This is a genomic window from Paraburkholderia sp. Cpub6 (assembly GCF_014201065.1).
Lineage (GTDB): Bacteria > Pseudomonadota > Gammaproteobacteria > Burkholderiales > Burkholderiaceae > Paraburkholderia > Paraburkholderia tuberum.
Window position 1 is genome coordinate 192,244 of sequence record NZ_JACHDM010000007.1, and the last position, 25,892, is coordinate 218,135.

At 63.4% G+C, this 25,892-nt stretch carries 26 protein-coding genes; 6 read left to right on the forward strand and 20 right to left on the reverse strand.

Annotated features, from left to right (window positions below):
• Positions 1 to 2: 2 nt before the first annotated feature.
• From HDG33_RS15525 to HDG33_RS15535, 3 genes are all read left to right on the forward strand, one after another.
• Complete coding sequence (locus tag HDG33_RS15525; RefSeq protein ID WP_184029695.1) at positions 3 to 2,498, forward strand: glycogen/starch/alpha-glucan phosphorylase; 2,496 nt, start codon at positions 3 to 5, stop codon at positions 2,496 to 2,498.
• Positions 2,488 to 4,584, forward strand: a complete 2,097-nt coding sequence (glgX, locus tag HDG33_RS15530; protein WP_221311421.1) for a glycogen debranching protein GlgX — start codon at positions 2,488 to 2,490, stop codon at positions 4,582 to 4,584. The genes HDG33_RS15525 and glgX overlap by 11 nt, the downstream gene beginning before the upstream one ends.
• A 116-nt stretch (positions 4,585 to 4,700) precedes the next feature.
• Positions 4,701 to 5,168 carry a DUF4440 domain-containing protein gene (locus tag HDG33_RS15535; protein WP_090805706.1) on the forward strand — a complete coding sequence of 156 codons (468 nt, stop codon included), beginning with the start codon at positions 4,701 to 4,703 and terminating at the stop codon, positions 5,166 to 5,168.
• A gap of 39 nt (positions 5,169 to 5,207) precedes the next feature.
• On the opposite strand, the gene HDG33_RS15540 is transcribed toward HDG33_RS15535, so the two are convergent.
• From HDG33_RS15540 to HDG33_RS15610, 15 genes are all read right to left on the reverse strand, one after another.
• Positions 5,208 to 6,662: a DUF2252 domain-containing protein gene (locus tag HDG33_RS15540; protein ID WP_184029699.1), complete on the reverse strand. Its 1,455-nt coding sequence runs from the start codon at positions 6,660 to 6,662 to the stop codon at positions 5,208 to 5,210.
• Positions 6,663 to 6,725: 63 nt separating this feature from the next.
• Complete coding sequence (locus HDG33_RS15545; protein ID WP_184029702.1) at positions 6,726 to 8,462, reverse strand: SulP family inorganic anion transporter; 1,737 nt, start codon at positions 8,460 to 8,462, stop codon at positions 6,726 to 6,728.
• Positions 8,459 to 8,815: a hypothetical protein gene (locus HDG33_RS37310; protein ID WP_260330433.1), complete on the reverse strand. Its 357-nt coding sequence runs from the start codon at positions 8,813 to 8,815 to the stop codon at positions 8,459 to 8,461. Before HDG33_RS37310 ends, HDG33_RS15545 begins: the two co-directional genes overlap by 4 nt.
• Before the next feature lie 4 nt (positions 8,816 to 8,819).
• The gene (locus tag HDG33_RS15555) at positions 8,820 to 9,200 is read right to left on the reverse strand and encodes a potassium channel family protein (protein WP_184029705.1); all 381 of its coding nucleotides are present in this window, start codon (positions 9,198 to 9,200) and stop codon (positions 8,820 to 8,822) included.
• Positions 9,201 to 9,252: 52 nt separating this feature from the next.
• On the reverse strand, positions 9,253 to 10,266 hold the full coding sequence (locus HDG33_RS15560; protein ID WP_184029708.1) for a DUF2955 domain-containing protein: 1,014 nt from the start codon (positions 10,264 to 10,266) through the stop codon (positions 9,253 to 9,255).
• Between the two features lie 7 nt (positions 10,267 to 10,273).
• Entirely contained in the window at positions 10,274 to 11,410 is a 1,137-nt protein-coding gene (locus tag HDG33_RS15565) for an HlyD family secretion protein (protein WP_184029711.1), read from the reverse strand.
• Complete coding sequence (locus HDG33_RS15570; RefSeq protein ID WP_184030051.1) at positions 11,407 to 12,948, reverse strand: TolC family protein; 1,542 nt, start codon at positions 12,946 to 12,948, stop codon at positions 11,407 to 11,409. Before HDG33_RS15570 ends, HDG33_RS15565 begins: the two co-directional genes overlap by 4 nt.
• Before the next feature lie 29 nt (positions 12,949 to 12,977).
• Complete coding sequence (locus HDG33_RS15575) at positions 12,978 to 14,099, reverse strand: AI-2E family transporter (protein WP_184029714.1); 1,122 nt, start codon at positions 14,097 to 14,099, stop codon at positions 12,978 to 12,980.
• 447 nt (positions 14,100 to 14,546) lie between these two features.
• A complete protein-coding gene (locus HDG33_RS15580) occupies positions 14,547 to 14,948 on the reverse strand; it encodes a GFA family protein (protein WP_184029718.1) in 402 nt (133 codons plus the stop codon).
• 93 nt (positions 14,949 to 15,041) lie between these two features.
• Positions 15,042 to 15,470 carry a nuclear transport factor 2 family protein gene (locus HDG33_RS15585; protein ID WP_184029720.1) on the reverse strand — a complete coding sequence of 143 codons (429 nt, stop codon included), beginning with the start codon at positions 15,468 to 15,470 and terminating at the stop codon, positions 15,042 to 15,044.
• A gap of 180 nt (positions 15,471 to 15,650) precedes the next feature.
• The gene (locus HDG33_RS15590; RefSeq protein ID WP_184029722.1) at positions 15,651 to 16,583 is read right to left on the reverse strand and encodes a hypothetical protein; all 933 of its coding nucleotides are present in this window, start codon (positions 16,581 to 16,583) and stop codon (positions 15,651 to 15,653) included.
• A gap of 129 nt (positions 16,584 to 16,712) precedes the next feature.
• Positions 16,713 to 17,108 carry a tautomerase gene (locus tag HDG33_RS15595; RefSeq protein WP_184029725.1) on the reverse strand — a complete coding sequence of 132 codons (396 nt, stop codon included), beginning with the start codon at positions 17,106 to 17,108 and terminating at the stop codon, positions 16,713 to 16,715.
• Positions 17,109 to 17,445: 337 nt separating this feature from the next.
• On the reverse strand, positions 17,446 to 17,874 hold the full coding sequence (locus HDG33_RS15600; RefSeq protein ID WP_184030054.1) for a YciI family protein: 429 nt from the start codon (positions 17,872 to 17,874) through the stop codon (positions 17,446 to 17,448).
• A gap of 190 nt (positions 17,875 to 18,064) precedes the next feature.
• The gene (gene pstS / locus HDG33_RS15605; protein WP_311548307.1) at positions 18,065 to 19,102 is read right to left on the reverse strand and encodes a phosphate ABC transporter substrate-binding protein PstS; all 1,038 of its coding nucleotides are present in this window, start codon (positions 19,100 to 19,102) and stop codon (positions 18,065 to 18,067) included.
• A 272-nt stretch (positions 19,103 to 19,374) separates the two neighbouring features.
• Positions 19,375 to 20,283, reverse strand: a complete 909-nt coding sequence (locus HDG33_RS15610) for a LysR family transcriptional regulator (protein WP_184029730.1) — start codon at positions 20,281 to 20,283, stop codon at positions 19,375 to 19,377.
• A 138-nt stretch (positions 20,284 to 20,421) separates the two neighbouring features.
• On the opposite strand from HDG33_RS15610, the gene HDG33_RS15615 reads away from it, so the two are divergent.
• Positions 20,422 to 21,186: an SDR family oxidoreductase gene (locus tag HDG33_RS15615; RefSeq protein ID WP_184029733.1), complete on the forward strand. Its 765-nt coding sequence runs from the start codon at positions 20,422 to 20,424 to the stop codon at positions 21,184 to 21,186.
• Between the two features lie 292 nt (positions 21,187 to 21,478).
• Positions 21,479 to 21,781 carry a DUF4148 domain-containing protein gene (locus HDG33_RS15620; RefSeq protein WP_184029736.1) on the forward strand — a complete coding sequence of 101 codons (303 nt, stop codon included), beginning with the start codon at positions 21,479 to 21,481 and terminating at the stop codon, positions 21,779 to 21,781.
• A gap of 229 nt (positions 21,782 to 22,010) precedes the next feature.
• Here the strand turns inward: HDG33_RS15620 and HDG33_RS15625 are convergent, their stop codons facing one another.
• The 3 genes from HDG33_RS15625 to HDG33_RS15635 form a co-directional block, all read right to left on the reverse strand.
• The gene (locus tag HDG33_RS15625) at positions 22,011 to 22,199 is read right to left on the reverse strand and encodes a hypothetical protein (RefSeq protein ID WP_090805701.1); all 189 of its coding nucleotides are present in this window, start codon (positions 22,197 to 22,199) and stop codon (positions 22,011 to 22,013) included.
• A 208-nt stretch (positions 22,200 to 22,407) separates the two neighbouring features.
• On the reverse strand, positions 22,408 to 22,710 hold the full coding sequence (locus HDG33_RS15630) for a hypothetical protein (RefSeq protein WP_260330435.1): 303 nt from the start codon (positions 22,708 to 22,710) through the stop codon (positions 22,408 to 22,410).
• Complete coding sequence (locus HDG33_RS15635; protein WP_184029739.1) at positions 22,707 to 23,081, reverse strand: phage holin family protein; 375 nt, start codon at positions 23,079 to 23,081, stop codon at positions 22,707 to 22,709. Before HDG33_RS15635 ends, HDG33_RS15630 begins: the two co-directional genes overlap by 4 nt.
• A gap of 224 nt (positions 23,082 to 23,305) precedes the next feature.
• Between HDG33_RS15635 and HDG33_RS15640 the strand changes: the two genes are divergently transcribed.
• Positions 23,306 to 23,707, forward strand: a complete 402-nt coding sequence (locus HDG33_RS15640) for a DUF6566 family protein (protein ID WP_184029752.1) — start codon at positions 23,306 to 23,308, stop codon at positions 23,705 to 23,707.
• 148 nt (positions 23,708 to 23,855) lie between these two features.
• On the opposite strand, the gene HDG33_RS15645 is transcribed toward HDG33_RS15640, so the two are convergent.
• Together HDG33_RS15645 and HDG33_RS15650 are read right to left on the reverse strand one after the other, a co-directional pair.
• A complete protein-coding gene (locus tag HDG33_RS15645) occupies positions 23,856 to 24,101 on the reverse strand; it encodes a hypothetical protein (protein WP_184029767.1) in 246 nt (81 codons plus the stop codon).
• Positions 24,102 to 24,219: 118 nt separating this feature from the next.
• Positions 24,220 to 25,629 (reverse strand): 3-deoxy-D-arabino-heptulosonate 7-phosphate synthase, encoded by a 1,410-nt coding sequence (locus tag HDG33_RS15650; protein ID WP_184029782.1) that lies wholly within the window; start codon positions 25,627 to 25,629, stop codon positions 24,220 to 24,222.
• Positions 25,630 to 25,892 lie beyond the last annotated feature (263 nt).

A 25,892-nucleotide genomic window follows, 5' to 3' on the forward strand; every position in this document is an offset into this window, starting at 1 on the left:
TCATGGCCGACGCTCCCACCACGACCTCGCAGCAAAGCGCGGATGCAGCGCGCACCGGCCTGAGCGCCGCCGCGCTTCAACGCGGCGTGCTCGACAATCTGCTGTGCCTGCGGGGCCGCTATCCGGCGATCGCTTCCCCGCATGACTGGTACATGGCGCTCGCGTATAGCGTGCGCGACCGGCTGCTGGCCCGCTGGGCAACCTCTGTCCAGACCTACGCCGGAAGCGATGTGCGGGTCGCCTGCTACCTGTCCGCCGAGTTCCTGATCGGCCCGCAACTCGGCAACAACCTGGTCAATCTCGGCATCGAGGCCAACGCACGCGAAGCGCTGCGCGCGCTCGGCGTCGACCTCGATATGCTGCTCGAACTCGAGGAAGAGCCGGGGCTCGGCAATGGCGGGCTTGGCCGCCTCGCGGCCTGCTATCTGGATTCGCTCGCAAGTTTGGAAATACCGGCCATCGGCTATGGCATCCGCTACGAGTTCGGCATCTTCGACCAGCAGATTCGCGACGGCTGGCAAGTCGAAACCACCGACAAGTGGCTGCAAAAGGGCCATCCATGGGAGATCGTGCGCCCGGAGGTTGCGTACTACGTGGGGTTCGGCGGCAGCACCCACAACGAAACCGATGCACGCGGGCACCTGTGCGTGCGCTGGACACCCACACGGCAGGTCAAAGGCGTGGCTTGCGACACGCCGATGCCCGGCTATCACGTCAACACGTGCAACACCTTGCGGCTGTGGAAGAGCGAGGCGGTCGAGTCGTTCGACCTGCAGGACTTCAACGCCGGCGACTATTACGAGGCCGTCAACGAAAAGGTCATCTCCGAGACGCTGTCGAAGGTGCTGTATCCGAACGACGAACCCGAGATCGGCAAGCGCCTGCGTCTCGCGCAGCAATACTTCTTCGTGTCGTGCTCGCTGCAGGACATGCTGCGCCTGCTCGAAATCAGGGGCGAACCGGTCGGACACTTCGCGCAGTTGTTCAACGTGCAGTTGAACGACACGCACCCGTCGATCGCCGTCGCCGAGCTGATGCGTCTGCTGGTGGACGACAGGCAGGTGCCGTGGGACGAGGCCTGGGACATCACGCGGCGCGCGCTCGCGTACACCAATCACACCCTGCTGCCCGAAGCGCTCGAAACCTGGGGGCTGCCGCTGATGCGCGACCTGCTGCCGCGCCTGCTCGAAATCATCTACGAGATCAACCGCCGCTTCCTCGACGAGGTCCGGCAGCGCTATCCGGGCGACGACGCGCGCATCGCACGCATGTCGCTGATCGACGAGCGCGGTGACAAGCTCGTGCGCATGGCGCATCTGGCGACGGTCGGCAGCCACGCGATCAACGGCGTCGCCGAACTGCATTCCGGGCTGCTCAAGCAGACCGTGCTGCGGGACTTCGCCGAATTGTGGCCCGAGCGCTTTCACAACGTCACGAACGGCGTCACGCCGCGCCGTTTCATGCTGCTTTGCAATCCGGCGCTCGCGCGGCTGCTCGACGAGACCATCGGCGCTGGCTGGGTCACTGATCTCGCGCGACTGCGCAAGCTCGAAGCCTATGCCGACGACGCCACGTTTCAGCAGCATTGGCGTAGCGTGAAGCAGTCGAACAAGGCCGTGCTCGCCGAGCATATCCGGCGCGTCACGGGCATCGGCGTCGACACTGCCGCGCTGTTCGACGTGCAGGTCAAGCGCATCCACGAATACAAGCGGCAACATCTGAACGCGTTGCTGATCGTCACGCTGTACCGGCGCCTGCTGCGTGATCCGCAGCTCGCGCTGACACCGCGCTGTTTCGTATTCGGCGGCAAGGCGGCGCCCGGCTACGCGACGGCCAAGCTGATCATCCGTTTGATCAACGGCATCGCCGAAGTCGTGAATAACGACCCGATGGTGAACGGGCGGCTGAAAGTCGTGTTCTATCCGGACTTCAATGTGAAGAACGCGCACTTCATCTACCCTGCCGCCGACTTGTCCGAGCAGATTTCGACGGCCGGCAAGGAAGCATCGGGCACCGGCAACATGAAGTTCATGATGAACGGCGCGTTGACGATCGGCACGCTCGACGGCGCCAACGTCGAAATCCGCGAAGAGGTCGGCGACGAAAACTTCTTTCTGTTCGGCCTGAGCGCCGACGAAGTGGAACGTGTGAAGCGCGCAGGTTATCGCCCCGCGGACTATGTGAAGGATGACGCGGAACTGAGCGAAGTGCTGCAACTGATCGCCGACGGTCATTTCTCGCGAGGAGACCGCGAGATGTTTCGCCCGCTGATCGACAATCTGACGCACGCGGATCCGTTTCTCGTGCTCGCCGACTATGCCGCCTACGTGGCGCGTCAGGACGACGTGAGCGCCGCCTGGCAGGACACGCGGCGCTGGACCCGGATGTCGATCCTGAACACCGCGCGCTCGGGCAAGTTCTCTTCCGACCGCGCCATCGGCGAATACTGCGACAAGATCTGGAAGATCCGCCCGATGAGGATCACCCTTGATCAATGACCCTGAAACGGGATCGGTGCGTGCTCATGCGGTTCGCTCCGGGTCGCGGTTTCCCGTGGGCGCGTCGGCGGTGCCCGGCGGCATCAATTTCTGCATCTTCTGCCGTCACGCGACGCGCGTCGAGCTGTTGCTGTATGACGCGGCTGACAGCCCCGAGCCGTTCCAGATCATCACGCTCGCCGCCGCTTGCAACCGCACCTTCTACTACTGGCATGTGATGGTCGAAGCGCTGCCGTTCGGCACCTACTACACGTGGCGGGCGGACGGTCCGCGCGATACGCGCTCTAGCGGCCACGCGTTCGACCCCGACCGCGAGCTCCTCGACCCGTATGCCCGCGCGGTCAGCGACGTGCTGTGGACGCGGCCTCCAGTCGGCCAGCCGAATCCCGACGGGCACAAAACCCACCGCGCGATCGTAACGGAACCCCTGCCCTCGTCCCCTGGGCGTATCCCGCGCGGACTCGACGACGCGATCATCTACGAGCTGCATGTCGGCGGCTTTACACGTGATCCGTCGAGCGGCGTGCAGCATCCCGGTACCTTCGCCGGCCTGAGCGAAAAGATTCCGTACCTGACGCAGCTTGGCGTGACCCATGTCGAGCTGCTGCCGGTGATGGCCTTCGACGAACAGGACGTTCCGCCCGCCACGGCGGCCCTCGGCCTGAGCAACTACTGGGGTTACAGCACGCATAGCTATTACAGCCCGCATCCTCGCTACTGCCGCGATCCCGCGCGCGCGCCCCAGGAGTTTCGCGCGCTGACCGACGCCATGCACGCCGCGGGCATCGCCGTGCTGCTCGACGTCGTGTTCAACCATACGGCCGAAGCGGGCGAGACGGGCCCCGTCATCAACTTCAAGGGCCTCGCCAACGATATCTTCTACCACCTCGACGCGGCCGACCGGCGCCGCTACCGGGACTACACCGGCTGCGGCAACACGATCAATTGCAACCATCCACTGGTGACGACGTTCATCGTGCGCTGCCTCGAATACTGGGTGGAAGAACTCGGCGTCGATGGCTTCCGGTTCGATCTGGCGAGTGTCTTCGCGCGCGACCAGCGCGGCGAGCTGATGGTCGATCCACCGCTGCCCTGGGCGATCGAGTCTTCGCGTGTGCTGTCGCGCGTGCCATTGATCGCGGAGGCGTGGGACGCCGCCGGCATGTATCAGGTCGGCGCCTTTCCCGGCATGGCATGGGCCGAGTGGAACGGCCGCTATCGGGACGTGATTCGCCGTTTCGTGCGCGGCGACCCGGGGCTCATCGGGGCGGTCGCGACCTGCATCGCGGGCAGCTCGGACCTCTATGCGGACGACGGCAGGCTGCCCAACAACAGCGTCAACTTCGTGACGTGCCACGACGGCTTCACGCTGATCGATCTCGTGAGCTACGAATCGAAGCACAACGAAGCCAACGGCGACGAGAATCGCGACGGCAGCTCCGACAACCTGTCGTGGAACTGTGGCGCCGAGGGCGGGACCGGCGACGCCCAGATTCTCGGTCTGCGACATCGCCAGGCGCGCAACGCGATGGCCATCCTGTTCCTGAGTCTGGGTGTGCCGATGACGCTCGCCGGCGACGAGGTGCTGCGCAGCCAGCGCGGCAACAACAACGGCTATTGTCAGGACAACACGCTCAGCTGGTTCGACTGGACACCCACTGAAGCCGGCTCGGCCATGTCGCGCTTCGTGCGCGAGCTGATCGCGCTGCGCAAGCGCCACGCAAGTTTGCGGCGGCGGTATTTCCTGACCGGCCGGCCCTCGCCGGGGCAGACTCGCCCGGATGCGGCGTGGCACGGCGAGCGCCTGAACGAGCCGGGCTGGCACGATCCAGGCGCGCGGCTTCTCGCCGTCACGCTGGGCGGCGAAGCGCCTGGCGAGCCGGCACTGCACGCGGTGTTCAACATGGACGATTGCGCCCGCACGGTTCAGTTGCCCGCGTCCGACGGGCGGCACTGGCGGCGTATCGTCGATACCGCGCGCGACAGTCCGCATGACATCGTGCAAGCGGCGCAACAGGCCGCTGTCGAAAGCGATCAGTCGCGCGTGGAGGCGCGCAGTGTCGTGGTTCTGGAAGAAGCGAGTTGAACCGACGCAAATAACCCGGGTTCTTGTCCTCGAATGTCGATGCTGTGGCGGATATGCCGTGCACAGTTTCGATTTACTGGCGGAACAATCCAGCGGCAATGATCGCGGAGGGCATCATGAGAATCAGCGTAGACGGGCCGTCCGTCGTCTTTGCGATGGTTGCGGTCGTGGCCCATGGCAGCGCATTCGCGAGGTCCGAAGCCTGCCATCCCACCTCCGAAAAGCAGATTTCCGCACTGTTCGATCGCTGGAACGACTCGCTGAAAACCGGCGACCCGCAGAAGGTCGTGGCGAACTACGCGCCGAACTCGATCCTGCTGCCGACCGTCTCGAACAAGCCGCGTTTGACCGCCGACGAAAAGCTCGACTATTTCAAACACTTCCTTGAAAACAAACCGGTCGGCACGATCGACTTCCGCGACATCATGATCGAATGCAACACGGCGATCGACTCGGGGCTCTACACCTTCAAGTTCGCGGACGGCTCGGTCGTCAAGGCGCGCTATACGTTCACCTACGCGTGGAATGGGCACAAGTGGCTGATTACCAGCCATCATTCGTCGAAAATGCCGGAAGGCAATTAGCCGATGTGGTTTAGAAAAAGTCAGGCTGGGACTTGAACCTCATTCACGAATGACCTGAATACGTCCCGCCTTGACTGCCGCTTTCAATACCGTCCAGTCCGCCTCATTCTGTTCCGCGTAAGCGAGCGCGAATTGCACGACGGCTTCGTCGAATGCCTCCGACTTGCCGACATATCCGCTGAGCAACGCAGGGTCGCCTGCTTTCGCCATCGAATGGGCCAGCGCGTGAGCGCAGGACACCGCGTATTCGCCGAGATCCTCGACGTCGAACGTGGTGAAGTCGAACGCGCCCTTCATGTCGCGCAATTGCCGCACATAGAAGTCGTTGCCGGTGTGATGCATCTTCGACCAGCCGAGAAAAATGTCGCTGGCCGACTGCAGCAGACGCTGCCCGTTCACCACACGCTGGCCGTGATTGGCATAGCGGCTCGGCGCCAGATACCCCTCCAGCGCGGAAGCCCGTGCCTCCTTGAGTTGCAGGAACAGCGGGCACTCTCCGTCGGCCATGAAGAGCGCCTCGTAGCAACGCGTTCCCACCGACCCGATGCCCACGACGCGAATGGCGACATCCACCAGTTCATAGCGATCGAACAGTGCGCGCCTGTCATCGGGAAGCGTTAGCCGATAGTCGGCGAAGAAGCGCCGTACCAGCGCCTGGTACTGTTTCTGATCGTGCGGGCTCTCGAGTGGGACGTGGTACACGAGCGGCGGTGCGTCCTTGATGCGCAGCTTGCCGTTGTCCATCTCGGTTGCGTGAGTCATCACGGAGCGCGACGACTGCTGCTTCGCTTTTTCGATGACCGCCAGTTCTTTCCGTCTCTCCTCCACCGAATCGGCTATCGCCAGCATGCTCGCCGCCTTGAACTGGCAATACCAGACGTCGAGCGTGTCCATGCTGCTCAATCCGGCGAGCCGTTGCCGAAAGGTCTCGCATAGCCGGCGCACCACGGCGCGCTGGTCGCGAATCGCGAAACCGCGTTCGCGCGCGGCTATCACGAACGATGCAGCGAGCCTGCGCACGTCCCAGTCAAACGGGCCCGGCAGGGTTTCGTCGAAGTCGTTGGGTCCGAAAAGAATGCGCCGTTCCGGACTCGCGAACAGTCCGAAATTGGCCAGATGCGCGTCGCCGCCCAGTTGCACGGTCACGTCGGAATGCGGCAGCTTCGACAGGTCGTGTGCCATCAGCGGCGCGGCACCCCGATAGAACGCGAACGGACTCGCGACCATCCGCCCGTAGCGGATCGGTATCAGCTCCGGCACCCGGCCCACGTTGGACGCATCGAGCAGAGCAATAGGATCGCGATCGTCGATCTTGCAGGTCCCCAGCTCCGCGCGCGGCGCCTTTTTGCGCGCCGCCTTGCCCTGCTCGACGCGCGCGGCCAGCGAGCCACGCCCCGCGAACAGCGTGGACGGATCTTCCTGTGCCGCCAGCGTCCTCGGATCAGCCTGATCCGTGGCGGGTTGCATGGGCTTTGCAGCAGCGGAATCAGACACGCGTCACTCCTTTTTCGAATCGGGATCAAGGGGCCTCGTCATCTCACTTCACTTCACTTTGCTTCATCCCGGTTTGTCGGCGTCCGGTGCAGCCGCGGATGCGGGTGGCGACAGATCGCGTAGTGCGTCGATCGCCGCATCGACCGTCGCGAAGATCTCGCGATGCGCGCCACTCACCCGCAGGGCCTTATACCGCTCGAGTTCGTGCCGCACGCCAGACGGAACCGCGACCACGGCGATACCCAGGCCGCGCTGGTCGAGTTCCGCACCCAGCTGGAGCAACGTCTTGCCTGCCGTGTAGTCGATATTGTTGATCTCGGTTGCGTCGATCACGACCCAGCGCAACGGAACGCTCGCCTCGTTGACGAGTTTCAGCACTTCTTCCGTGAAGCGCCCCGTGTTCGCATAGAACAGATCCGCCTCGAACCGGTAGATGACGATGCCGGGTGCCGCGAGCAGATTCGGCTCGACGTGATGGGGGATCCAGTGGCCGGTGGGGTCACGCGTCAACACGCGCGTGCGCAGGCGATAGCTATGCCGCGCATGCGCGATCAGCGACAGCACGACAGCGGCAAGAATACCGTGCATCACATCGACGAACACGACCACACCCGCCGCGAGCAACGCAACGACGAATTCGTCCTTCTGCATGCGAAACAGTTCGACCATCCCCTTCACGTCGATCAGCTTCACACCGATCATGAAGACGATAGCCGACAGCACGGCGGCCGGCATCAGGCTGAGCGGCCTGGTGAGGAACAGCAGCACCAGCAGCACGATCACGGCCGTGGTGAGGTGGGCGACTTGGGTGCGCCCCCCCGCGTCGTCGATGATCTCGGTCTTGGTCGGACTGCCGTTCACGACGAAGGTGCCGGTAAACGCTGCGGCTGCGTTCGCCGCCGCGAGTCCGATGATATCGGCATTGTCGTCGCCCTTCTCGTTGTTGCGGGTAGCGTAGGCACGCGCCGTCGCCGCGCTCTGCGCGATGATGACGATGAAGCACGAGGCCGCCGTCGCCAGCACCTGGTTGATCCCGCTCATGTGCAACGGCGGCATGAACAGCGACGGCAGTCCGCCGGGCACTTCGCCCGTCACCGCGATGCCACGTCCGGCGAAATTGAACGCCCCGCTCGCCACGATGGAGCCGATCACGGCGATCAGCGCACCCGGCGCGCGCGGCGCGAAACGCTTGCACCCGATGATCACCGCGAGTACGGCAAGTGAAAGGAGCGCGGTCGGATAGTTCGCCTCGGCGACTCGTCGAACCACGCTCACCAATTGCATGACGGGGCCGTGCCCCTGCTTCGCGAGCCCGATCAGCCCGGCGAGTTCCCCCGCCGCGACCTGCACGCCTACCCCCGTCAGGAAGCCGATCAGTGCGCTACGGGAAAGAAAGTCGGCCAGAAAACCGAGCCGAAAGATACGCGCGATCACCAGCATCACGGCGACCGTCAGGGCCACCGTGCTCGTAAGGCCGATGTATTCCTTGCTGCCCAACGCAGCCACGGTCGTCAGCGTACCGGCAAGGATTGCGGCCGTCGCGGAGTCCGCCGCGACTACCAGTTGACGCGAAGCACCCAGAAGCGCAAATGCCACCAGCGGCAACAGGATCGTATAAAGACCCGTGACGGTGGGCGTGCCGGATATCTTCGTGTATCCCATCACTTCGGGAATGCCGAGTGCCGCCAGCGTGAGCCCGGCGATGATGTCGTGCGGCAGTTGAGCGGAATTGAAGGGCAAAAGCCCCTGCAGAAAGGGTGAATGTTGCAGACGGGAGCGCGTGGAAGCCGCTGGTTTCATCTGTCCACCTCCGCTCGGGTCGTGAGCTTGCCGATGGAGGTATTGGACCGGCCAAGGATGACCAGCCCAGTGGCGGCGCTGCCCGGCAGCAGCACGAGAAGGCTGATCGTATGACGCACGCGGCGGCGCCATTCCCGAATACGGACGCCCCCACGGCGAGGCGCCTCCAAACGGAAGATCCACATGGTTACCTCGGATAGTCGAACCGATCGAGACAACAGCGAACCCAAACCCAGACAGACACGCTCCCCCTTTTCGCGCCGGTAGTCAATTGTCGGGAGCCCCATCGAAAAGGCCGTTGAAGCCGGCACGCGCGCGCCGCACGGCATCGCTGACGGCCACGACGGCTTCATCCTGCTATCCCGTCCTTTCCGCCCGATGCGCGGCCTCCTGCACACCTCGTACAGCCGCGGCCACGATCAAGCCGGTGAATACCACGCCGATCAGCCCGAGGCATGCGGCGTCGATCCGGCCGAACGCCGAAGTGGGCACGACATCGCCGTACCCGATGGTGAGCGCCGTGATCGCGCAGAAGTACACCGTTTCGCCCAGCGGCGACGGTGTCCGGTTCGCTGTCTCGACGGGCGCGCCCCAGTAGTACATGCCAAACGTCAGCAGGACGAACAGTAGAAGCAGGCCGATCAGAATCGCTCTCAGAAACCACAGGGTTATCGCCATTTCCTTCAGGATCTCACCAGCCCGAGGACGGACCGCGCCATCACCTGTCGCATTTCCCATTGCACGCTCCTGTTGCGATCACCGGGTCGGCTTTGCAGCATGCTGCACCGCCTCACTCCACACGGCGGTGCTGCTCGAAAAGCAGAAGCATCAAATACGCATAGGCCGTTACGGCCAGAAAGAGCCCCATTCGCACGGCAAACGCGGTATAGACATCCTTGCCCGCCGCGCTGTCCTGCACCGATTGCCCGAGCAGAATGATCATCGTCACGAGACTGTTCAGCCAGAAGCCCGGCGAACAACGCGTGGGTTGCAGGCCGTACAGCTTGCGTCCCACCAGCAGGCCGAACAACAGCATCCATAGAAAGAACATCCACAAATGCGCGAACAGCCTCAGCGCAAACCAGAACGCGATGGCGAGCAGACCGCCGAGCAGCGTCGAGCCGATCAGATCGCGTGCGGCGCCGCGGGCCGAGGTCGTGCAGGTTTGTCTGCCGAGGCTGACGGACTTCATGATGATCGGCATGTAGTTCGCCGGGTCGGTCATCGCGAGCAGATAGGCCGGCATGACGACGAGCGCGGCACGCAGCGCGATATAGGCCGCCTCGTGTTCCGCCATCGCTGCCGCAGCGGGCTGTTCTCGCGCGCCCATGCTTTCAGGAAACAATCTGTGCGCCAGCGTCGACGCCAGCACGGCAAGCAGAAGTCCCTTCGCCAGCGCGCCGACGACCGTCAGGGCCAGTTCGAAGTCGGCCGTGCCCGCGGCGGAAATCATCGTCAGTCCCGCGACCAGAAAAGTCGCGACGAGATTGTTGCCGCCACGCAGCCCGTAACGAAACGCGAAGAACAGCATGAGGCCGACGATCATGATGCCGGCCAACGCATAGTGACGAAGCAACGGAACGAGGAGCAGGCCGCTGCCGGTGGTCGACGCCACGATCAGCGAAAGAATCACGCCGGCCTTTAACGATAGCGGGCGATTCTGCGTGGCCAGCAGAAAAACCGTGAATACCGGCGCGACGACGGGTATCGGGAAATCGAGTCCAAAGCTGACGGCAAGAGCGATCGCCGTTCCGATGGCCACACGTATCGCGCGATAACCGAGGCGCTGGGTCACGGGCTGCATGGGCTTCTCAATAGACGTAGGAAAGCCAGCTCATCAGCCGGATGAACGCGTGTCCCAGCGGATTGAGCGGATTGCCCTGGGTCGGAAACGCCATCACTTCGGCCTGCCCGCCCACCCGCAGATCGCGCAGACGCGCGCGCTCGCTGTCGTCGAATTCGACGATTACCGGGAAACGCTGCGCGGGACGCAGCCAGTCGCGGCTATTCTGCACGGTGGGCAGGCTGCCCGCCGGCGTGCTCTGCCCCACGCTCACGCCATAGCCGACACTGCGAACCCGCCCGCCGAACACTTCGCCGGGCAGCACGTCCAATGCGATCTCGACGCGCGTGCCGGGTTTGAGATGGCCCAGATTGTTCTCCGTCATGTCGGCGCTGACCCACACGTCGCGGATCGCGATCAGCGTCATGACCGGATTGCCCGCCGCGGCGAACTGACCGACTTCCGTGCGCAGATCGGTCACGACGCCGCTCGAGCGGGCTCTGATCCGCGCGTTGGCGAGATCGAGTTCGGCCTTCTCCAGCGCGCCAGCGGCGCTGCGCAACTGCGCATTCTCCGCCTCGCTTCCGCCCTGCTGCTCCCGCGCCCGCTCGACTTCGGCACGGGCCCCGTCGACCTGGCTCAGCGCCTGTACATGCGTCGCCCGCGCGACCTCGAGGCGTCGCAGGGAGACGGTGCCCTCGTCTTCACGATAGAGCCGCTCGAGACGGTCGCTGTCCTGGCGCGCCTTGACCTCGTTCGCGATGGCGGCCCGCAACGCCGCGAGTGCCGACTCGATACCGGCCGTGCTGGCACCGACCTGCCGGCGCGTGGACTCCAGATCGGCGCGCGCGCGGTCAGCGGCAATGCGGTAGGGCTCGCTATCGACTTCGAACAGCACGTCCCCAGCGTTGACATCCTGGTTGTTATGGACGAACACCCGCGTCACGCGTCCCGACACCTCGGCGGCGACGGGCACGACATAGGCCTGAATCCGCGCCTGCTGCGTATACGGCGTGAAACGGTCGGCGAGCAGATACCAGATCAGGCTCAGCACGATCAGACAGACGACCCATTTGACCGCCCTGCCCGAAGGGTCGGCGGCAGGCGTCGACGACTTCGGCGGGGCGGCGGTTCGAGGCTCGCGGGTATCCTGAGTATCGCTCATCGTGACGCCCCTTTGGCTTGCCCCGGCGTACCGGAAGACGGCGCCGTTTCGTCGAGCAGGTCGCCCCAATCGGTGCGTTGCCGCATCTGCGCGCGCGTCGCCGCGTCGACGAGCGGCTGTTCGGTTTCCCAGCCGCCTCCGAGCGCCTTGTAAAGCGCGATCACACTGCCGAGCGCATTGCTGCGATTGACCACGTACGCGTCCTGCTGCGCGAACAGCGCGCGCTGCGCATCGAGGACCCGCTGGAAGTCCGAATACCCTTCCCGATAGATCGTATTGGCGAGCGTCAGCGAGCGCCGCGCCGCGCCCTGCGCGTCATTCAGAATGGTGTCGCGCTGCAAGGCGGCGAGCAGCGCCGTCGCGGCATCGTCGGCCTCGCGCGCCGCCTCGCGCACCGTGTTCTGATAAGCGACCGTCAACTCTTGCAGCCGTGCGTCCTGGACGCGCACGTTGTTCGTGATCCTGCCGTAATCGAACACGTTCCACGTCACGCTCGGGCCCGCGGCAAAGAGCAGTGTGCTCGGTGCGCCCGCGAGCGAACTGGCGGTCCACGTCAGCGTGCCGAGCAACGATACCGACGGGTACAGATCCGCTTGTGCCACGCCGATGAGCGCCGACTGCGAAGCCATCTGATACTCGGCCGCGCGAACGTCAGGGCGGCGCAACAGCAGATCGGCCGGCACGTCCTGCAGCACGGCATGATCCACCAGCGGCACCACGCCATCCTTGCCCGACTGCACGTCGAGTTCCGGCAGCGGACCCGGCGCTCGCCCGATCAGCACCGACAGCGCATGACGCGCAAGCACGATCTGGCTTTCGAGATCGGGGATGCTGCTCAGCGTCCCAAGGTACTGCGTCTTCGCCTGCTGGAAGTCGAGTTCGTCGGATTCGCCAGCCTTGAAGAGCTTTTGAGCGATGTCGTAGCTGCGTTTTTGCAACTGGGCGTTCTCGCGAGCGATACGTAGCCGCGCCTGCGCGACCCGCAGTGTGAAATACGTATCCGCGACCTGCGCGTGCAACAGAACCAGCGCATCGTCGCGGTTGGCTTGCGCGGCGAAGAACCCGGCGTCGGCCGATTCGATCGCGCGGCTGAAACGCCCCCAGAAATCGAGTTCCCAGCCGATGCTGAAGCCCGCGCCGTACTGCACGAAGGCGCCCGAGCGCGGATTGGAACCATCCGAGCGCTTGCGCGCCGAAGCCAGTACATCGGCACTCGCCTGCTGCACCTGCGGATAGCGTCCCGCGAGCGCGATGCCGAGCTGTGCGCGCGCCTCGAGCACGCGCAGTCCGGCGATCTTCAGGTCGCCGTTGTTCGCGTCGGCTTCGGCAATCAGACGTTCGAGATTCCTATCGTCGAAGATCAGCCACCACTGGCGCACATCGGGCTGTACACCCTGTTGCGTGACCCGCGTGATCGATTCGCTACTCCAGTGCTCGCTCCACGCTTCATGCTGCGGCTTGAAGTCCGGGCCCACCCGCATGCATCCGCTCAGGCCAACCGCCGCCCCGAAAAGCACTGCGATCCCGTACGGACGCATCAACGGTGACACGGAGCCATCCTCGAGCTTCAGGTCTGCTTGTGTTCGTGGGTCTGCGTGGGTTGCGTGGGTTGCTTGGGTTGAGGCTGGTCTCGGACCCAGCGCCAGAACAGCTGATAACCGACGGCCAGCATCACGGGCCCAACGAATAGCCCGATGACACCTCCCGTCACCATGCCGCCGAGCGCTCCGATCAGCACGACGGGCATCGGCACCGCGACGCCACGGCCCAGCATCAGTGGCTTGAGCACGTTGTCGGCGAGGCCCGCGACGAACACGTAAACCGAGAAGATGATGTTTGCGGTGTTCACGCCGTCCGTGACGATCACGAAGGCGATCACCGGAATGGTGATCAGCGTGGCCGGCAATTGCATGATGCCGAGCAGCAGCACGGCCAGCGCGAGCAACCCCGCGCCGGGTATCCCCTTCACGACGAAGCCGATGCCGATCAGCAGCATCTGGATAAACGCGATGCCCACTACCCCCTGGGCCACCGCGCGAATCGTCGCCGTGCACAAGTCGGCGATCTGAGCGCCGTTCTCGGGGCCCGAGATGCGCGAGGCGATCTGCACCGCGCTGTGATAGCCCTTCTCACCGTGGGCCATCAGGATTCCTGCGACGATCAGCGCGACGAAAAATATCACCAGGCCGGCCCCGAGACCTGTCACCGTTGCAAGCACAGCGAGCCCGGCCTCCTTCAGCTGCGGGGCGAATTTATGCGCAAGACCGGTCAGGTCCGTCGATGCCTGTTGCCAGAAGTCGTACACACGCTGGCCGACCAGCGGCCAACTCGCCACCGACTCCGCGGGAGGCGGAATCCGGAAGCTACCGCTCCTGGCAATGGCTATCGATTTCTCGACCGAATCAGCTACCGCGAGACCCAGCGCATACGTTGGCACCAGAATCACGACAAGCGCGACAAGGACGATCAGCGTGGCGATCAGGCCATCCCTGCCGCCGAGCATGGAGCGAAGCAGGACCTGCAGCGGATAGAGCGTGATCGCAAGAATCACCGACCAGGCCATCAGGTTAAGAAACGGCGCGAAGATCCGAAAACAGAATACGGCCAGGACCGCGACGAGTCCGGCGCGGATCAGGACGTCGAGCATCTCTCGGGACGGAGTCCGTTGGGGAATCGGTGTGAGCAGCATAAGTTGTTCTCCCGCCAGGTCGCGTCGCGGTTCGGCGGCGACACCGTGATAGGCCTGCAATCGCGAAAACTCAAACCCACTGGAACGTTCCTGACGCCAATATCAAGGCCTGCCTGCAATTCCGGCATCTTAGGAAGAGGATCGCGCCGGCTTTGTCGTCGACAGAACGCGGCGTTTCACTACTATTGAACCCGCGCCTGAAATATTCAATTGGACTTTGGTCTCATAGACCTCGAGCCGTCCGGCGCTCAGCCGCCGAGCCGCCGCTCACTGCCGGAATCTGGTATCCCACCGAGGCGCCGGCCACGCCGCACGCCTTGGGCGACGTCACCCAGACCGTCGCGGCCGGCGCGCCGATAGCAGGCCATCACCTGCCGCTGATCGTGCTGTCGCACGGCGGCGGCTGGTACGGCGCCTTTCGAGTCGATGTTGCGATAGGAAAGGGACTCACCCGAATTCGTCGTGTTGCGGCAATTGGTCAGTGATCGAATACCACGGTGCCTTTGAACCCACGAAAATGTGGGCAGTGGGAGACATGGCGGGCGAGTCCGTGAGTGTTCCCAGGGTGACGTGAACGTACTGCCCCTGACGAACCACTGAGAACATCAGGCTTCCACAGATTTTGCAGCGCACATCATGCGACGCTCGTTCATCGCCGAAAATCAACAGGCTGTCTTCGCCCCGAGTGATGCGCAGCTTGTCGCGCTCGATTCCCGCAAAGGGTTTGAACGCCGAGCCGGTCGCGCGCCGGCAGTTTGAACAGTGGCAGTTCAACGCATAGACGAATTCGTCCTTCACCGAGTAATGGACGGCACCGCAAAGGCATCGGCCGGCAAGCAATGGTTTCATGGCTGCTTTTGAACAGAAGGTACGTCGCAAATGGGAAAATCACGCAGCCGTGATTATTCGCGAGCCGACGCGCGATGTCGAACCGCCAGACCGCTAGCGCCTGAAAATTACCTGCGCCGTGCCGACCTCGATCGGAGAGGAGGTGTGCTGGTGGACAATTTTCCATCCGTCGGCCTGCTGCCTCAGCGTCATGGTGAGGCGATTGTCCATGGAGCGCAGTTCCGATCCGTCGGCGTCGACGGCTTTATATGTCGCGAAGGCGTGAACGACGGCGAGGTCCGCGGCGACGATCGTTCGCGCCGCGCTGAAATCGACTATCACACGTTCCGTACCCAGCGAACCGAACCAGCCCTCCACCATGGCGCGCCACGATGCGATGCCGTTGTACGACCATGTCCCCCACATGTCGAAGACCACCGCATCGCGGTCGTATAGCGCAACGAACGCGTCCACGTCTTTTGCCAATACCGCGGCTTTGTAGCCTTCCAGGACTTGCAGGATCGGATTGTCGAGTCGGTTCACAGTGTGCTCCCAGGTCGGATGACGATGGCGGCCAGACTTGGCGCAAAACGGCAGATCCAAGGTTCCTGACCAATTGTCTTACCAGGTAACGACGATCGACGCGCCATCGGATCGACATCCCTCCGAAAAAACCTTCGCGATATTGCGTTGCATTGATCAGATCCCCGCCCGCTGCGCGGATCACTGGGCGATCTGCTGACGTTGATACTCGTCGTGCTTCATTTGCATATAGTCGGCGCGGCTGACCTCGTGCAATTGCCGCGGATACTGCTCGGTCGCATCGAACCAGTCAGCGAGGCGTTTGTCGAGGCGGGCGTTGGGCGGGCTGGAAAGCGCGCCAAGATAGGCATCGATGGCGAGGTAGTAGCGCATCGTATTGCGTTCGACCAGGCCGCGCACGCCGCCGATGTATTGCGGCTCGCTCGTCGACGAATCGGGCGTAGCGGAAAAGCCGACCTTGTTGCTGCCGATCGTCGCCAGGTAGGTTTTCATGGCAAACCGTCCCGCCGTGCCATATCCGTACGCGTAGGTCAGGTGAATAAAGGTGCGGTTATCGCCCACCGGTATCGCTTCCAGCACGATACGGTAGTCTTTCGTGCTCAGCGGACCCTTGGCGGCAGTGAGCTCGACGCGAAAATAATCAGGGGTGCTCGCTACCGCACGAAAGTTGAATTGCACGCGGTACGACGACGAAAGCGATTCCTCGGTTTTCTTGCCGATGTTCACGGTGAGGATCGTACCGCTGTCGCTGGTCGACGCGTGGCAGTATTTGGTGTTCAGATGCAGGATCAGCACGTCGCACCAGTTGGCCGGGCCCTGAGTCGGGTCGTTGAGCGCGCCGCTGACCACCGCGAAAGGATAGTTGAGCAGCCCGTAAATATCGCCCTTGAGTGCCGACGGCAACTCCTGCGATTCGAGGTACAGCGGTCGCTGAAACTGGTTGTGCGCGAGTTGCTGCGTCAGACTTTGATATTTCGCGTGCAGGCGAGCCGCGCCGTCGTCCTCTTGCGCGACGACGCTCTGGCATAAGAAACAGAACACCGTCGTGATCAAGACAATCCACCACGGTCGCGTCCGCCGATTACCCGCCGGGTATGTGGCAAGCCCGCTCATGGCCCTCCTCCTACTTTGGCTCAGGTCGTGGCGCAACGCAGGCGGATCCGATCCTGGCGCCCTCGTGGTTCCCGCATATCGGCGACGTCACACGGCCATGCGCAAATACAGGCCGCGGAAGCCGGACCCTCATCGCTCGCCCTGCTCCCATTCCGGGCTGTAACCTCCAAGCGTCGGGTGATACATCTCATCGCCGGAGTGCTGAGTGAACTCAACGTTGAGTCGGTCCTCGCGCAAGCCAAGAATGTCGATGCAGAGCGCGCAAAGCGCTTTGGCCACCTCCATGCGCGACTCGGGCGGCCGCCCCCTTCTGATATCCAGCATCATCAACGCGACGGGCACCGGTTCTCCGCTCTCCTGCGCAATGCGCCAGACGCTACCGGGACCGAGTTCGCGTATGGCTACGCTGATTCGCCTGACGTCCACCGACATCATCCGAGCATAAGTCTCACTCATTTTCGCCGCGAGCAGTCTTTTGCTCTCGACAGAGTAGTGATCGTTTACATCAAGCTGTAGATAAGGCATTGCGTCGATCTCCGGGGAAAGCGTTTCGCACGCGCCAACTATATGCCGAAAAGCAGTTGCGTACGGTCGTGAACCCGCCCAATGCCAACGGCGGGGTCTTCAAGCCGAACCGGATGTGGGCGATTGCTTCCCGAGCGACCTGAGCGCCGAAAAGATCGAGCAGATACCTTCGCACCGACCGGCTTCGAACGCCTGGCCGGGCGACAGCCACTGACGACGGCAATCATCGACCCGTGGCATCGGGCTTCCGGACAATGCATCGGAAGCCCGCGTCAAGTCTCAGACAGTCGGAGTGCGATTGCCTGCGCATACCCGCAGACCGATGCGGTGAAAATCGTCAACGCATCTGCCCGTCAATTTGCTTGCGTAGACGATTTTCCTCGTCTTGAAGTTCGGGCGTAAAAGCTTCGCCAAAGTCCGCAGGCTCAAAGAACGGGCGAATCTCGATCTCTGAATCACTGAGCATCGGATTCGGGCAGCGCTTTACCCATTCGATCGCTTCGTCCATCGATTGAACCTGCCAGAGCCAGTACCCGGCGATCAATTCCTTGGTTTCCGCAAACGGGCCGTCAATGACGGTGCGGTCCTTCCCTGAGAACCTAACGCGAGCGCCGGCCGAACTCGGCTTCAACCCGTCTCCGCCCTGCATGATGCCGGCCTTGACCAATTGCTCGTTGTACTGCCCCATCGCCGTGAGGAGTTCCGTACTCGGCATTTGCCCGGCTTCCGATTCGGGGGTTGCCTTGATCATGACCATAACGCGCATTTGGGTTTTCCCTTTGAAGACGAAAGTGTCTGGAGGCAACGGCGCCTCCAGTGACTACGACGAATGATCATAGGAGAAATCGACACGCGCAAGACACGATTGCGCGATTTTTCAGAACGTTTCTCGATGAGCGTAAAGGCGTCTGGCTGCCGTGACCATTGACAGAACTCCCCGATCCGCCACGAGGTGGTCACGGCACTGCGAACGCGTTGTGCACCGACTTATCGCCTGTATCGGCGGGCCATTGTGAGCGGATCTTCGTCACGACAAGCTCTGGAAGCGGTATGTAATCCAGCGCGTTGACCGTCGGCCCACCATGACTCAACGCCCATTCGAAAAACTTCAAGGTGGCTTCGTCGTGGCCCGGCTTGTTCGGCGTCGTGGGAAGCAACACATAAGTCGCGCCCATGACCGGCCAGGCATCCTTGCCCGGCTGGTTGGTCAGCGATTGCGAGAGAGAACCCGACCAGTCGGCGCTCGCCGCGGCTGCCCTGAAGGTCGCGGCGCCGGGCTGAACGACATTACCCGCCGCATTGGTCATGGCAACGTACTTCAAGCGGTTCTGTTTCGTGAAATCCCATGCGACATAGCCGATGGCGCCGGGCAGATAGCCGACGTACGTGGCAATGCCCTCGTTGCCTTTGCCGCCGATGCCGAGCGGCCATCGCACGCTAGTGCCTTCGCCTACCCTGCGCTTCCATTCGGGACTGACCTGCGCGAGGTAGTGAGTCCAGATCAGCGTCGTGCCCGAGCCATCCTGGCGACGCACCACGGCAATCGGGTAGTTAGGCATCTTGATCTTTGGGTTCAACCGCACGATTGCCGGGTCGTCCCAGAACTGAATCTTGCCGAGAAAGATGTCGGCGACGACCGGCCCCGTCAACATCACCTCGCCGGCTTTGAGCCCCGGAAGGTTCACGACGGGTACCACGCCGCCGATTACGGTTGGAAATTGCCGCAAGCCGTTGCGGGTCAGTTGATCGTCGGTCAGTGGCGCGTCCGAGCCCGCAAAGTCGACTTCCCGGGCGATGACCTGCTTGAGCCCATCGGACGAACCCGTGCCCTGATAGATCACCCTGCTGCCACCCGACTTCTGGTAGTCGGCGGCCCATCGGGTGTAGAGGGGAGCGGCGAACGTGCTACCGACTCCCTTGATGTCGGCGGCGTAGGCCGCGGCTGTGCATGAACAGCAGATCAGACCCGCCATGATGGCGTCGAATGTTCTCACGAATGTCTCCCGTCGGTTCTTGTTCCGGGACATCGCTGATCCAGACCTGCCACTGCGTGAACTCGTTGGAGGGCGACCGTGCCGGTGATTCAATCTGCAGTTTTCATCTGGTGTGTCAGGTCTCCTGCATGACGCGCCATACGACACATTAAAGAACGGTGACAGACCGAATTCCAGTTGAATCGTGCTATCGAACGCGCCGTGCCCGGCGGCCTCTTCCCCAATTGCAGGCATCCGGTTTCCGGGTAGCCGACACACATCAGACATCCCCTTCACGTCTCGTCCCACGGTGGCACGCCCGAGAACGCGTTGACCAGGAAATCGATTGCCGCACGAACTTTTGCGCTCACGTGGCGACGGCTCGGATACAGCGCGAGCACATCGATATCCGGCAAACGGTATTCAGGCAATACCTGGACGAGCCGGCCTGCGCGTAGGTCCTCGCCGATCAGAAACGTCGGCTGCCAGATCACGCCGTGCCCCGCGAGCGCCGCCGCGCGCGCGGTGTCGCCGTTATTGGTGTGCATGTGGCAGTCGACCTCGACAGCATGCGTTTTGCCGTCTTTGTCCATCAGTTGCCACTCGTCCGCCGTGGCGGCATACGTATAGCCGATACATCGATGTCCGGGCAGGTCCGTCGGCGTTTCAGGATGTCCCCAACGCTTCAGATAGTCGGGAGATGCACACAGGATGTTTGTCGACGTCGCCAGTTTGCGGGCCGCGTGATCGACCGTGCCGGCGCGCGAGATGCGGATGGCGAGATCGAAGCCCTCCTCGACGATATCGACGACGCGATCTATCAGCGTGATGTCGAGTTCGACGTCGGGATATTGCTGCATGAACCGTGGCCACAGCGGCGCGAGATGCAGGATGCCGAAGCTGACCGGTGCATTGATACGCAGCCGTCCACGCGGTTCGATCGACGTTGTCGACACGAGCCCTTCCGTTTCCGCAACGTCTTCGAGGATTGCCTTGCATCGCGAATAAAGCGTTTCACCGGCCTCGGTAAGAGACAATCTGCGTGAGGTGCGATTCAGAAGCCGCGCACCGAGATGCGCCTCCAGTTCATTCACGTAGCGGGTCACGTTCGCGGGCGAGGTTTCGAGCGCATCGGCCGCGCGCGCAAAGCTGCCCCGGTCGACTACGGTGACGAAGATCTCAAACGCGCGCAGCCGGTCCATATGGCACTCCTGTCATTCATAAAAGCTGAATGATATCGCCATATTTTTGGTCTTTTTGTCTCAAGAACGGAATCTTATAGTACGTCTCAACGAGCCGACGCATTGGGCATCGGCCGATGATCAAACCGGAGATTCAACATGCAACGCTTGACAGGAAAGGTCGCTATCGTCACTGGCGCCAGCGCGGGCATTGGTCGCGCCGCCGCCAGGCTGTTCGCCGCCGAAGGCGCGAAAGTTGTCGTGGCCGCACGCCGCGAAGCCGAACTCGAGGCGCTGGTGAGCGAGATCGCTCGCGACGGCGGCACGGCTGTCTCGCTGGCAGGGGACGTGCAATCCGAAGAATTCGCGAAAGCGCTGGTCGAACTCGCCGTCAGCCGCTTCGGCCGCCTCGACATCGCCTACAACAACGCGGGGACGCTCGGTGAAATGGGACCGTCCACAGGCGTATCGGAAGCGGGCTGGTCAGCGACGCTGGCCACCAACCTGACGAGCGCGTTTGTCGGCGCCAAGCATCAGATTCCTGAAATGATCAAGCAAGGCGGTGGGTCGATCATCTTCACGTCGACGTTCGTCGGCTACTCGTTCGCCTTCCCGGGGACCGCCGCCTATGCCGCGAGCAAAGCCGGGCTGATCGGACTGACGCAAGCGCTCGCAGCTGAATACGGCCCGCAAGGCGTGCGCGTCAACGCGATCCTCCCGGGCGCGGTGGACACGCAGATGTATCGCGGTATGAACGATACGGCCGAATCGCAGACGTTCGTGACCGGGCTGCACGCGCTCAAGCGGGTCGCAAAGCCGGAAGAGATTGCCCGCTCGGCGCTCTACCTTGCTTCCGACGATTCGTCCTTCGTGACGGGTACCGCTTCGTTGGTGGACGGTGGGGCTTCGATTACGCGCACCTGAGCTTTCTTGACGACGGCACCCGCGGGAACGCGGATGTTCGACGACGACCCGCGAACGGCTGCTTGACCCACGCTTCGATGATGTCGGCTCGTGTCCGGAGATACGGTCTCGGATGCGCGGCCGACATCGGAGCGTTCGGGCGCGAGCGTCGACCAGCGTCGGCTGATGGACGAACCCGCTACCATGAAAAATAAACGACCACTGTACGGTTCCTCACCTAACCTTTGATCAGCTGTACCGCGAAAAGCGAAGCGCGAGTCAGCTGTAGTAACCAACAAGGAGGCGGGCCATCATGAAGACGTTAGTCCACACAGCTTGCGCGGTCGCGGTCATGGCTGTGTCAGTTGCATCGCTGGCGCAGTCGGACGGGGCGCTGACGCACGCGCAAGTGCAGGCAGAAATCGCTCAGCTCGAGCAAGCCGGCTTCAATCCGGCCAATGCGAATACCGTCGACTTTCCTACCAACATGCCGACCACCAACGCCACTGCAGCAGGACAGAGCAGCGGCTACGGCCCCGCGACCAGCGGTACGCAGCAGATGGGTAATCCGGCCAGCACGAGTGGGATGAAGCCGGTGTTCTTTGGCGGATCGTAAGCCCGCCCGTCTGACCAGTTCGCCGCTGCAGAGCATGCCGTCCCCGCCGGGGACGGCATGGAGTGTCGTGCTATGCGCGCTTGCAGAGTGATTTCGGCCGCCGCCTGAACGCCCGAAGCCGTCATGACGACGATTTCGGACGCACCCGATCGAGCGCCATATTGCATGGCGCCCGTTGAATTGCCAGCCTTGTTTCGCTGAGCGCCTGGCGCGAACAGCCAACACCTCGTCAGCGTTTCTTAACGTCGATGGTCAGGATTTCGTATCCGGGGTCGGCGTGCTCGTTCGCGACTTTATTCGCTTCCTCATACGAGCGAAAGGACGTGGCTTCCTTGATCTCCGGTGCCATGCCGATATCGCCGTCCTCTGCGGTGCAGAGGAACTTTTCGCCGGTCTTTACGACGTAGACGGTCGTCATATCTCCCTCCATGGCTTGCAGGGGAACTTCCAGTCTAGCAGGCTGGTAGGGTTGCACACGGTTCGCTGAGGCGATGGGCTGGAAAAGGAAGCGAGGAAAAGTCGCGTTGCCGCGCATCGCGGCAACACGTGACGATAGCGACCGTCGTGCGTTCAAGAACCAGGCGATTCTGCTTTGCCTGGTCCGATCGCCGCTTTCGCTCAGGGCGTCACTGCGCGATCGACCGCCGCACATTGCGGGCAATCCACGCCGCAAGACCGGAACGGCCCGCGATCGACAGCGTGCGGCGCGGCCCCAGCACGACGCCGCCGATCACCAGCGCGAGAAGCAGCGCAACATGCGGCGCCTCGGCGAGCGACGCGAGCACATTGCCGGCGGAGGAGCGCGAGGCTGCCCGCACCGCCGGCAACGCGGCAGTCTGGTTCGCCGCGACCAATGCGGCTCGCGATGCCCCCATGCGTTCCAGAATGGTGACCCGGGCAAGCTCATTGGCGTGATGTGGCTGACTCATTTGAGCGACTCCCTGAGAGCGTCGAGATCGGAATGAATCTCGGCCTTGAGCACGTGAAGCGATTGCGCCGGTTTCTGCGCCCGCAAGACGAGCAAGGACACGATGCACACGAGCAGCCACGCGGCGGCCACGCCCCAGACCACCGCAAGGAAGTAAGGCGTCTGCCACGCGGTGGCGATGATCGCGATGCAAATGAAGGACAGCGTGAACAGGCCCGCGACTGCCAACGCCATGAGTGCGCTCAACTCGCGCACCAGACGCTTTCGCGTCTCCTCGACTTCCAGCGCGAACAGTTCGCTATAGTCGGTTACACGTTCGACGCAGAATCGCCCGACGTTGCGCCACCTCGTGACCTTCGCATGGATCGACATTCCGTCCTCCTTACGATTCATTTGCGGCGGCCGCCATCAGCAAAGACTTCGCCTCTCGGCCGACAGAGCGAAGCGACGCCAGCGCTGAACGCAGCGCAAGAGCCGGGCCCGCGCTGAGCGATCGCACGCCGCGTGCCCGTTCCTGGACGGATGCCTGCACGCGTTCGCCCTGTCGGCACAGCGCTTGCTCGAATCAGGCAGATCATTCGCTCGCCGAGGACAGCATGACTCCGCTCCCCCCAACCGATCACACTGACCGCAGCGCCGACGCAAGCATCGGCGAGACCGGCTCCGATATGGCTAGCGCGGACGGACGCGCGATGCCGGCCGCGCGCGCCGAGCCCGGCTCCCACCACGCGATGTATGACGCGCACCGCGGCGCGCTGATCACGGTGACCGCGCATCGGAACTCGCGAGGCGCCTGGATCGCCGACGTGTCGATTTCCCGCGAGGGCCGGCCGCTGGAGATACCCGCCAATCTGGCCAACGTGGAGCCCGTGACGCCGGAATGGCTCACCGAGGCGGAAGCGTTGCGCGCCGGCGTCGAACAGGGCCGCTATCTGATCGACCGGACGCTGGGCGGCGGCTCCGCACCTCTGTCGGCGTCGCTGGGGCCGGTGCGCTGACGCGGGCGTCGCAATACGCGCATGTCGCAATACGCGCATGTCGCAAATGTCGTGATTGCAGGTTCGACGGATTGCCCGGGTCGAGATTGTCTTTCTGATCGCCGAGGCGTTAGAACCGTGCCCGCCCCGGCGACCCGGCGCAAACGCGTTACTCGTCGCTATCGAGCCCGCCCGGCGGCGGCCCGATCGTCATGCCCGCGCCCGACCCTGTGCGGGTTCCGGGGGGATAGGCATCGGTTGCTGTCTCGGGCGGAACGTCCGCGACGCAGCGGCTCGCGTCGCCGCCGCGCAGACATTGCACGAAACGCTCCGCCTCCTGTGGCGAACGAAATCCGTAGATCTTGCTGGCAACCTGCACCTGTGTGTCCGACAGTCGCTTCGACGGCGTTTCCATCACCCCTCCTTTTTGCTCGAAGATCTATCGCTACGAGCAACGCGCGCGCCACCTCCAATGCAATCGCGCCGCGACTGCGGCACAGCGCTTGCGTTGGCCCCAGGCAGACCTGGCAGGCCTAGCGCGCCGCGCTCAACCGTCTTGCGTCGGCGATGCCGACGGCGGCCCGCAAGTCGTCCGGATGAACCATCAATTCGCGGACCTCGCGCAGCGTCGCGTACTGGTCGAGCGCCGTCCGCCATCTCGGCGATTCGAGCAACTGATGCCACACCGGTTCCAGCACCGCGCAATCGGCATCGCGGCCATCCGCCAGTGCGGCCGCGAAATCGAGGCTGGCGTGCGCCGACAGCAGCTGCATCCGGCTCGCAGGGCCCAGCACGCGCGGCGCCGCTTCGACGGGTGCGTCGCAGCAATAGAGCACGGTCCTGCGAAGACCGGCCCTGTCGCTCGTCAGCGCGGCGAGCGACGCGCCGCTCAAACCCACCGTCCCCTGCTGCGTCCGAAACGGGTAGACGGTGTGCGGGTCCGCATGCGCAAGCAGCGTCAGTCCACGCACGAGCCGCGGCAGATCGGTGGTGGCCGCATCGACCGATGCCTTCGCTTCGACGAGCAGGCAGACGTCCCACGCCGCCGCGTCGGCCGGGGGCTGTGCCTGGCGCAGCAGCACCACGTCCCATTCGGTTTTCGCGCGCTCGTGGCTCGCGGGTATCGCGGCCGGCACGCGCATCGAGTTCACGACACGGTACGAGGCGAGCGCACCCTGCGCATCATTGAGGCGCCGCGCGAGCGCGTCGAGCGCATCGGCGGCCGATGCCTCGACCGCGGCGCCGCGCTGCTTCGAGCTCAAGCCTCGTGCCACGGCAGTCGAGCTTCCCGGGCGCGGCCCCTGGCGATCCCACAGCGTCTGGTACTGACGCACGCGCTCGTCGGACGCGAGCGCGTAAAGACGGCGCAAGCGCTGCAAAGCGGCACTCTCCAGCAATTGCGAGAGGCCGCGTTGCAGCGCCGCGTCGTGCGCGATTTGCGGCGTATCGATGCAAGCTTGCACGGCTTCGGCCAGTTCGGGCCACGCTTCGGCGAACGCCAGCGCGTGCAGACGCGCCAGCGCGTCGCGTTGCAGGCCGGGTAGCAGCCGCTGCTGTTTGGCCGGATGTGCGATCGCATTGACGGCCGCGTAGATCAGCCGGCGATCGACGCTCGCGTGCGCGGCCAGCGACGCGTACTCGCGCACCACCGTGCTGCGGTGCCGTAGCAGCGTCGCCTGAAACACCGGGTCGCCGGCTTCCTCGCGCATCGCCTCCCGAATCATGCGCGCGAGCGCCTCGACGAAGAAGCGCTGGTTCGCCGCATCCGGCGCTTCGCCACGCGCGCTCGCCTCACGAGCCTGCTCGATCGCGAGCGCGAGCACGGTGGCGGGTCTCGCTTGCTGCGTCGGCGCGCAGACGGCCGCGAGCGCCGGCAGGCGATAGCGACGCGCGACAGCGTCGAGCATCTCGTCGAGCAACGAAGGCGATGGCGTCAAGGACATAGCGATATGTCGATCAGTTGGCGAAATAACTGTACATGAAGGTTCGATGCGGCGCGCGGACCGGCACGGCCCGCCCCGTCAAAACGCCATTGCCATAAACTTCATAAAAAAGGGGCGCTGGGAAATCCCGATAAACATTACAAAATACAAACATGAATCGAACCGGCAATTACATTTGCCCGACATTAAACATGCATTACGAATTCAGCACGAAAATTGCTGTCCGGATTAACGCGGAGAAAACCGGCTTCAACCATGCAGAC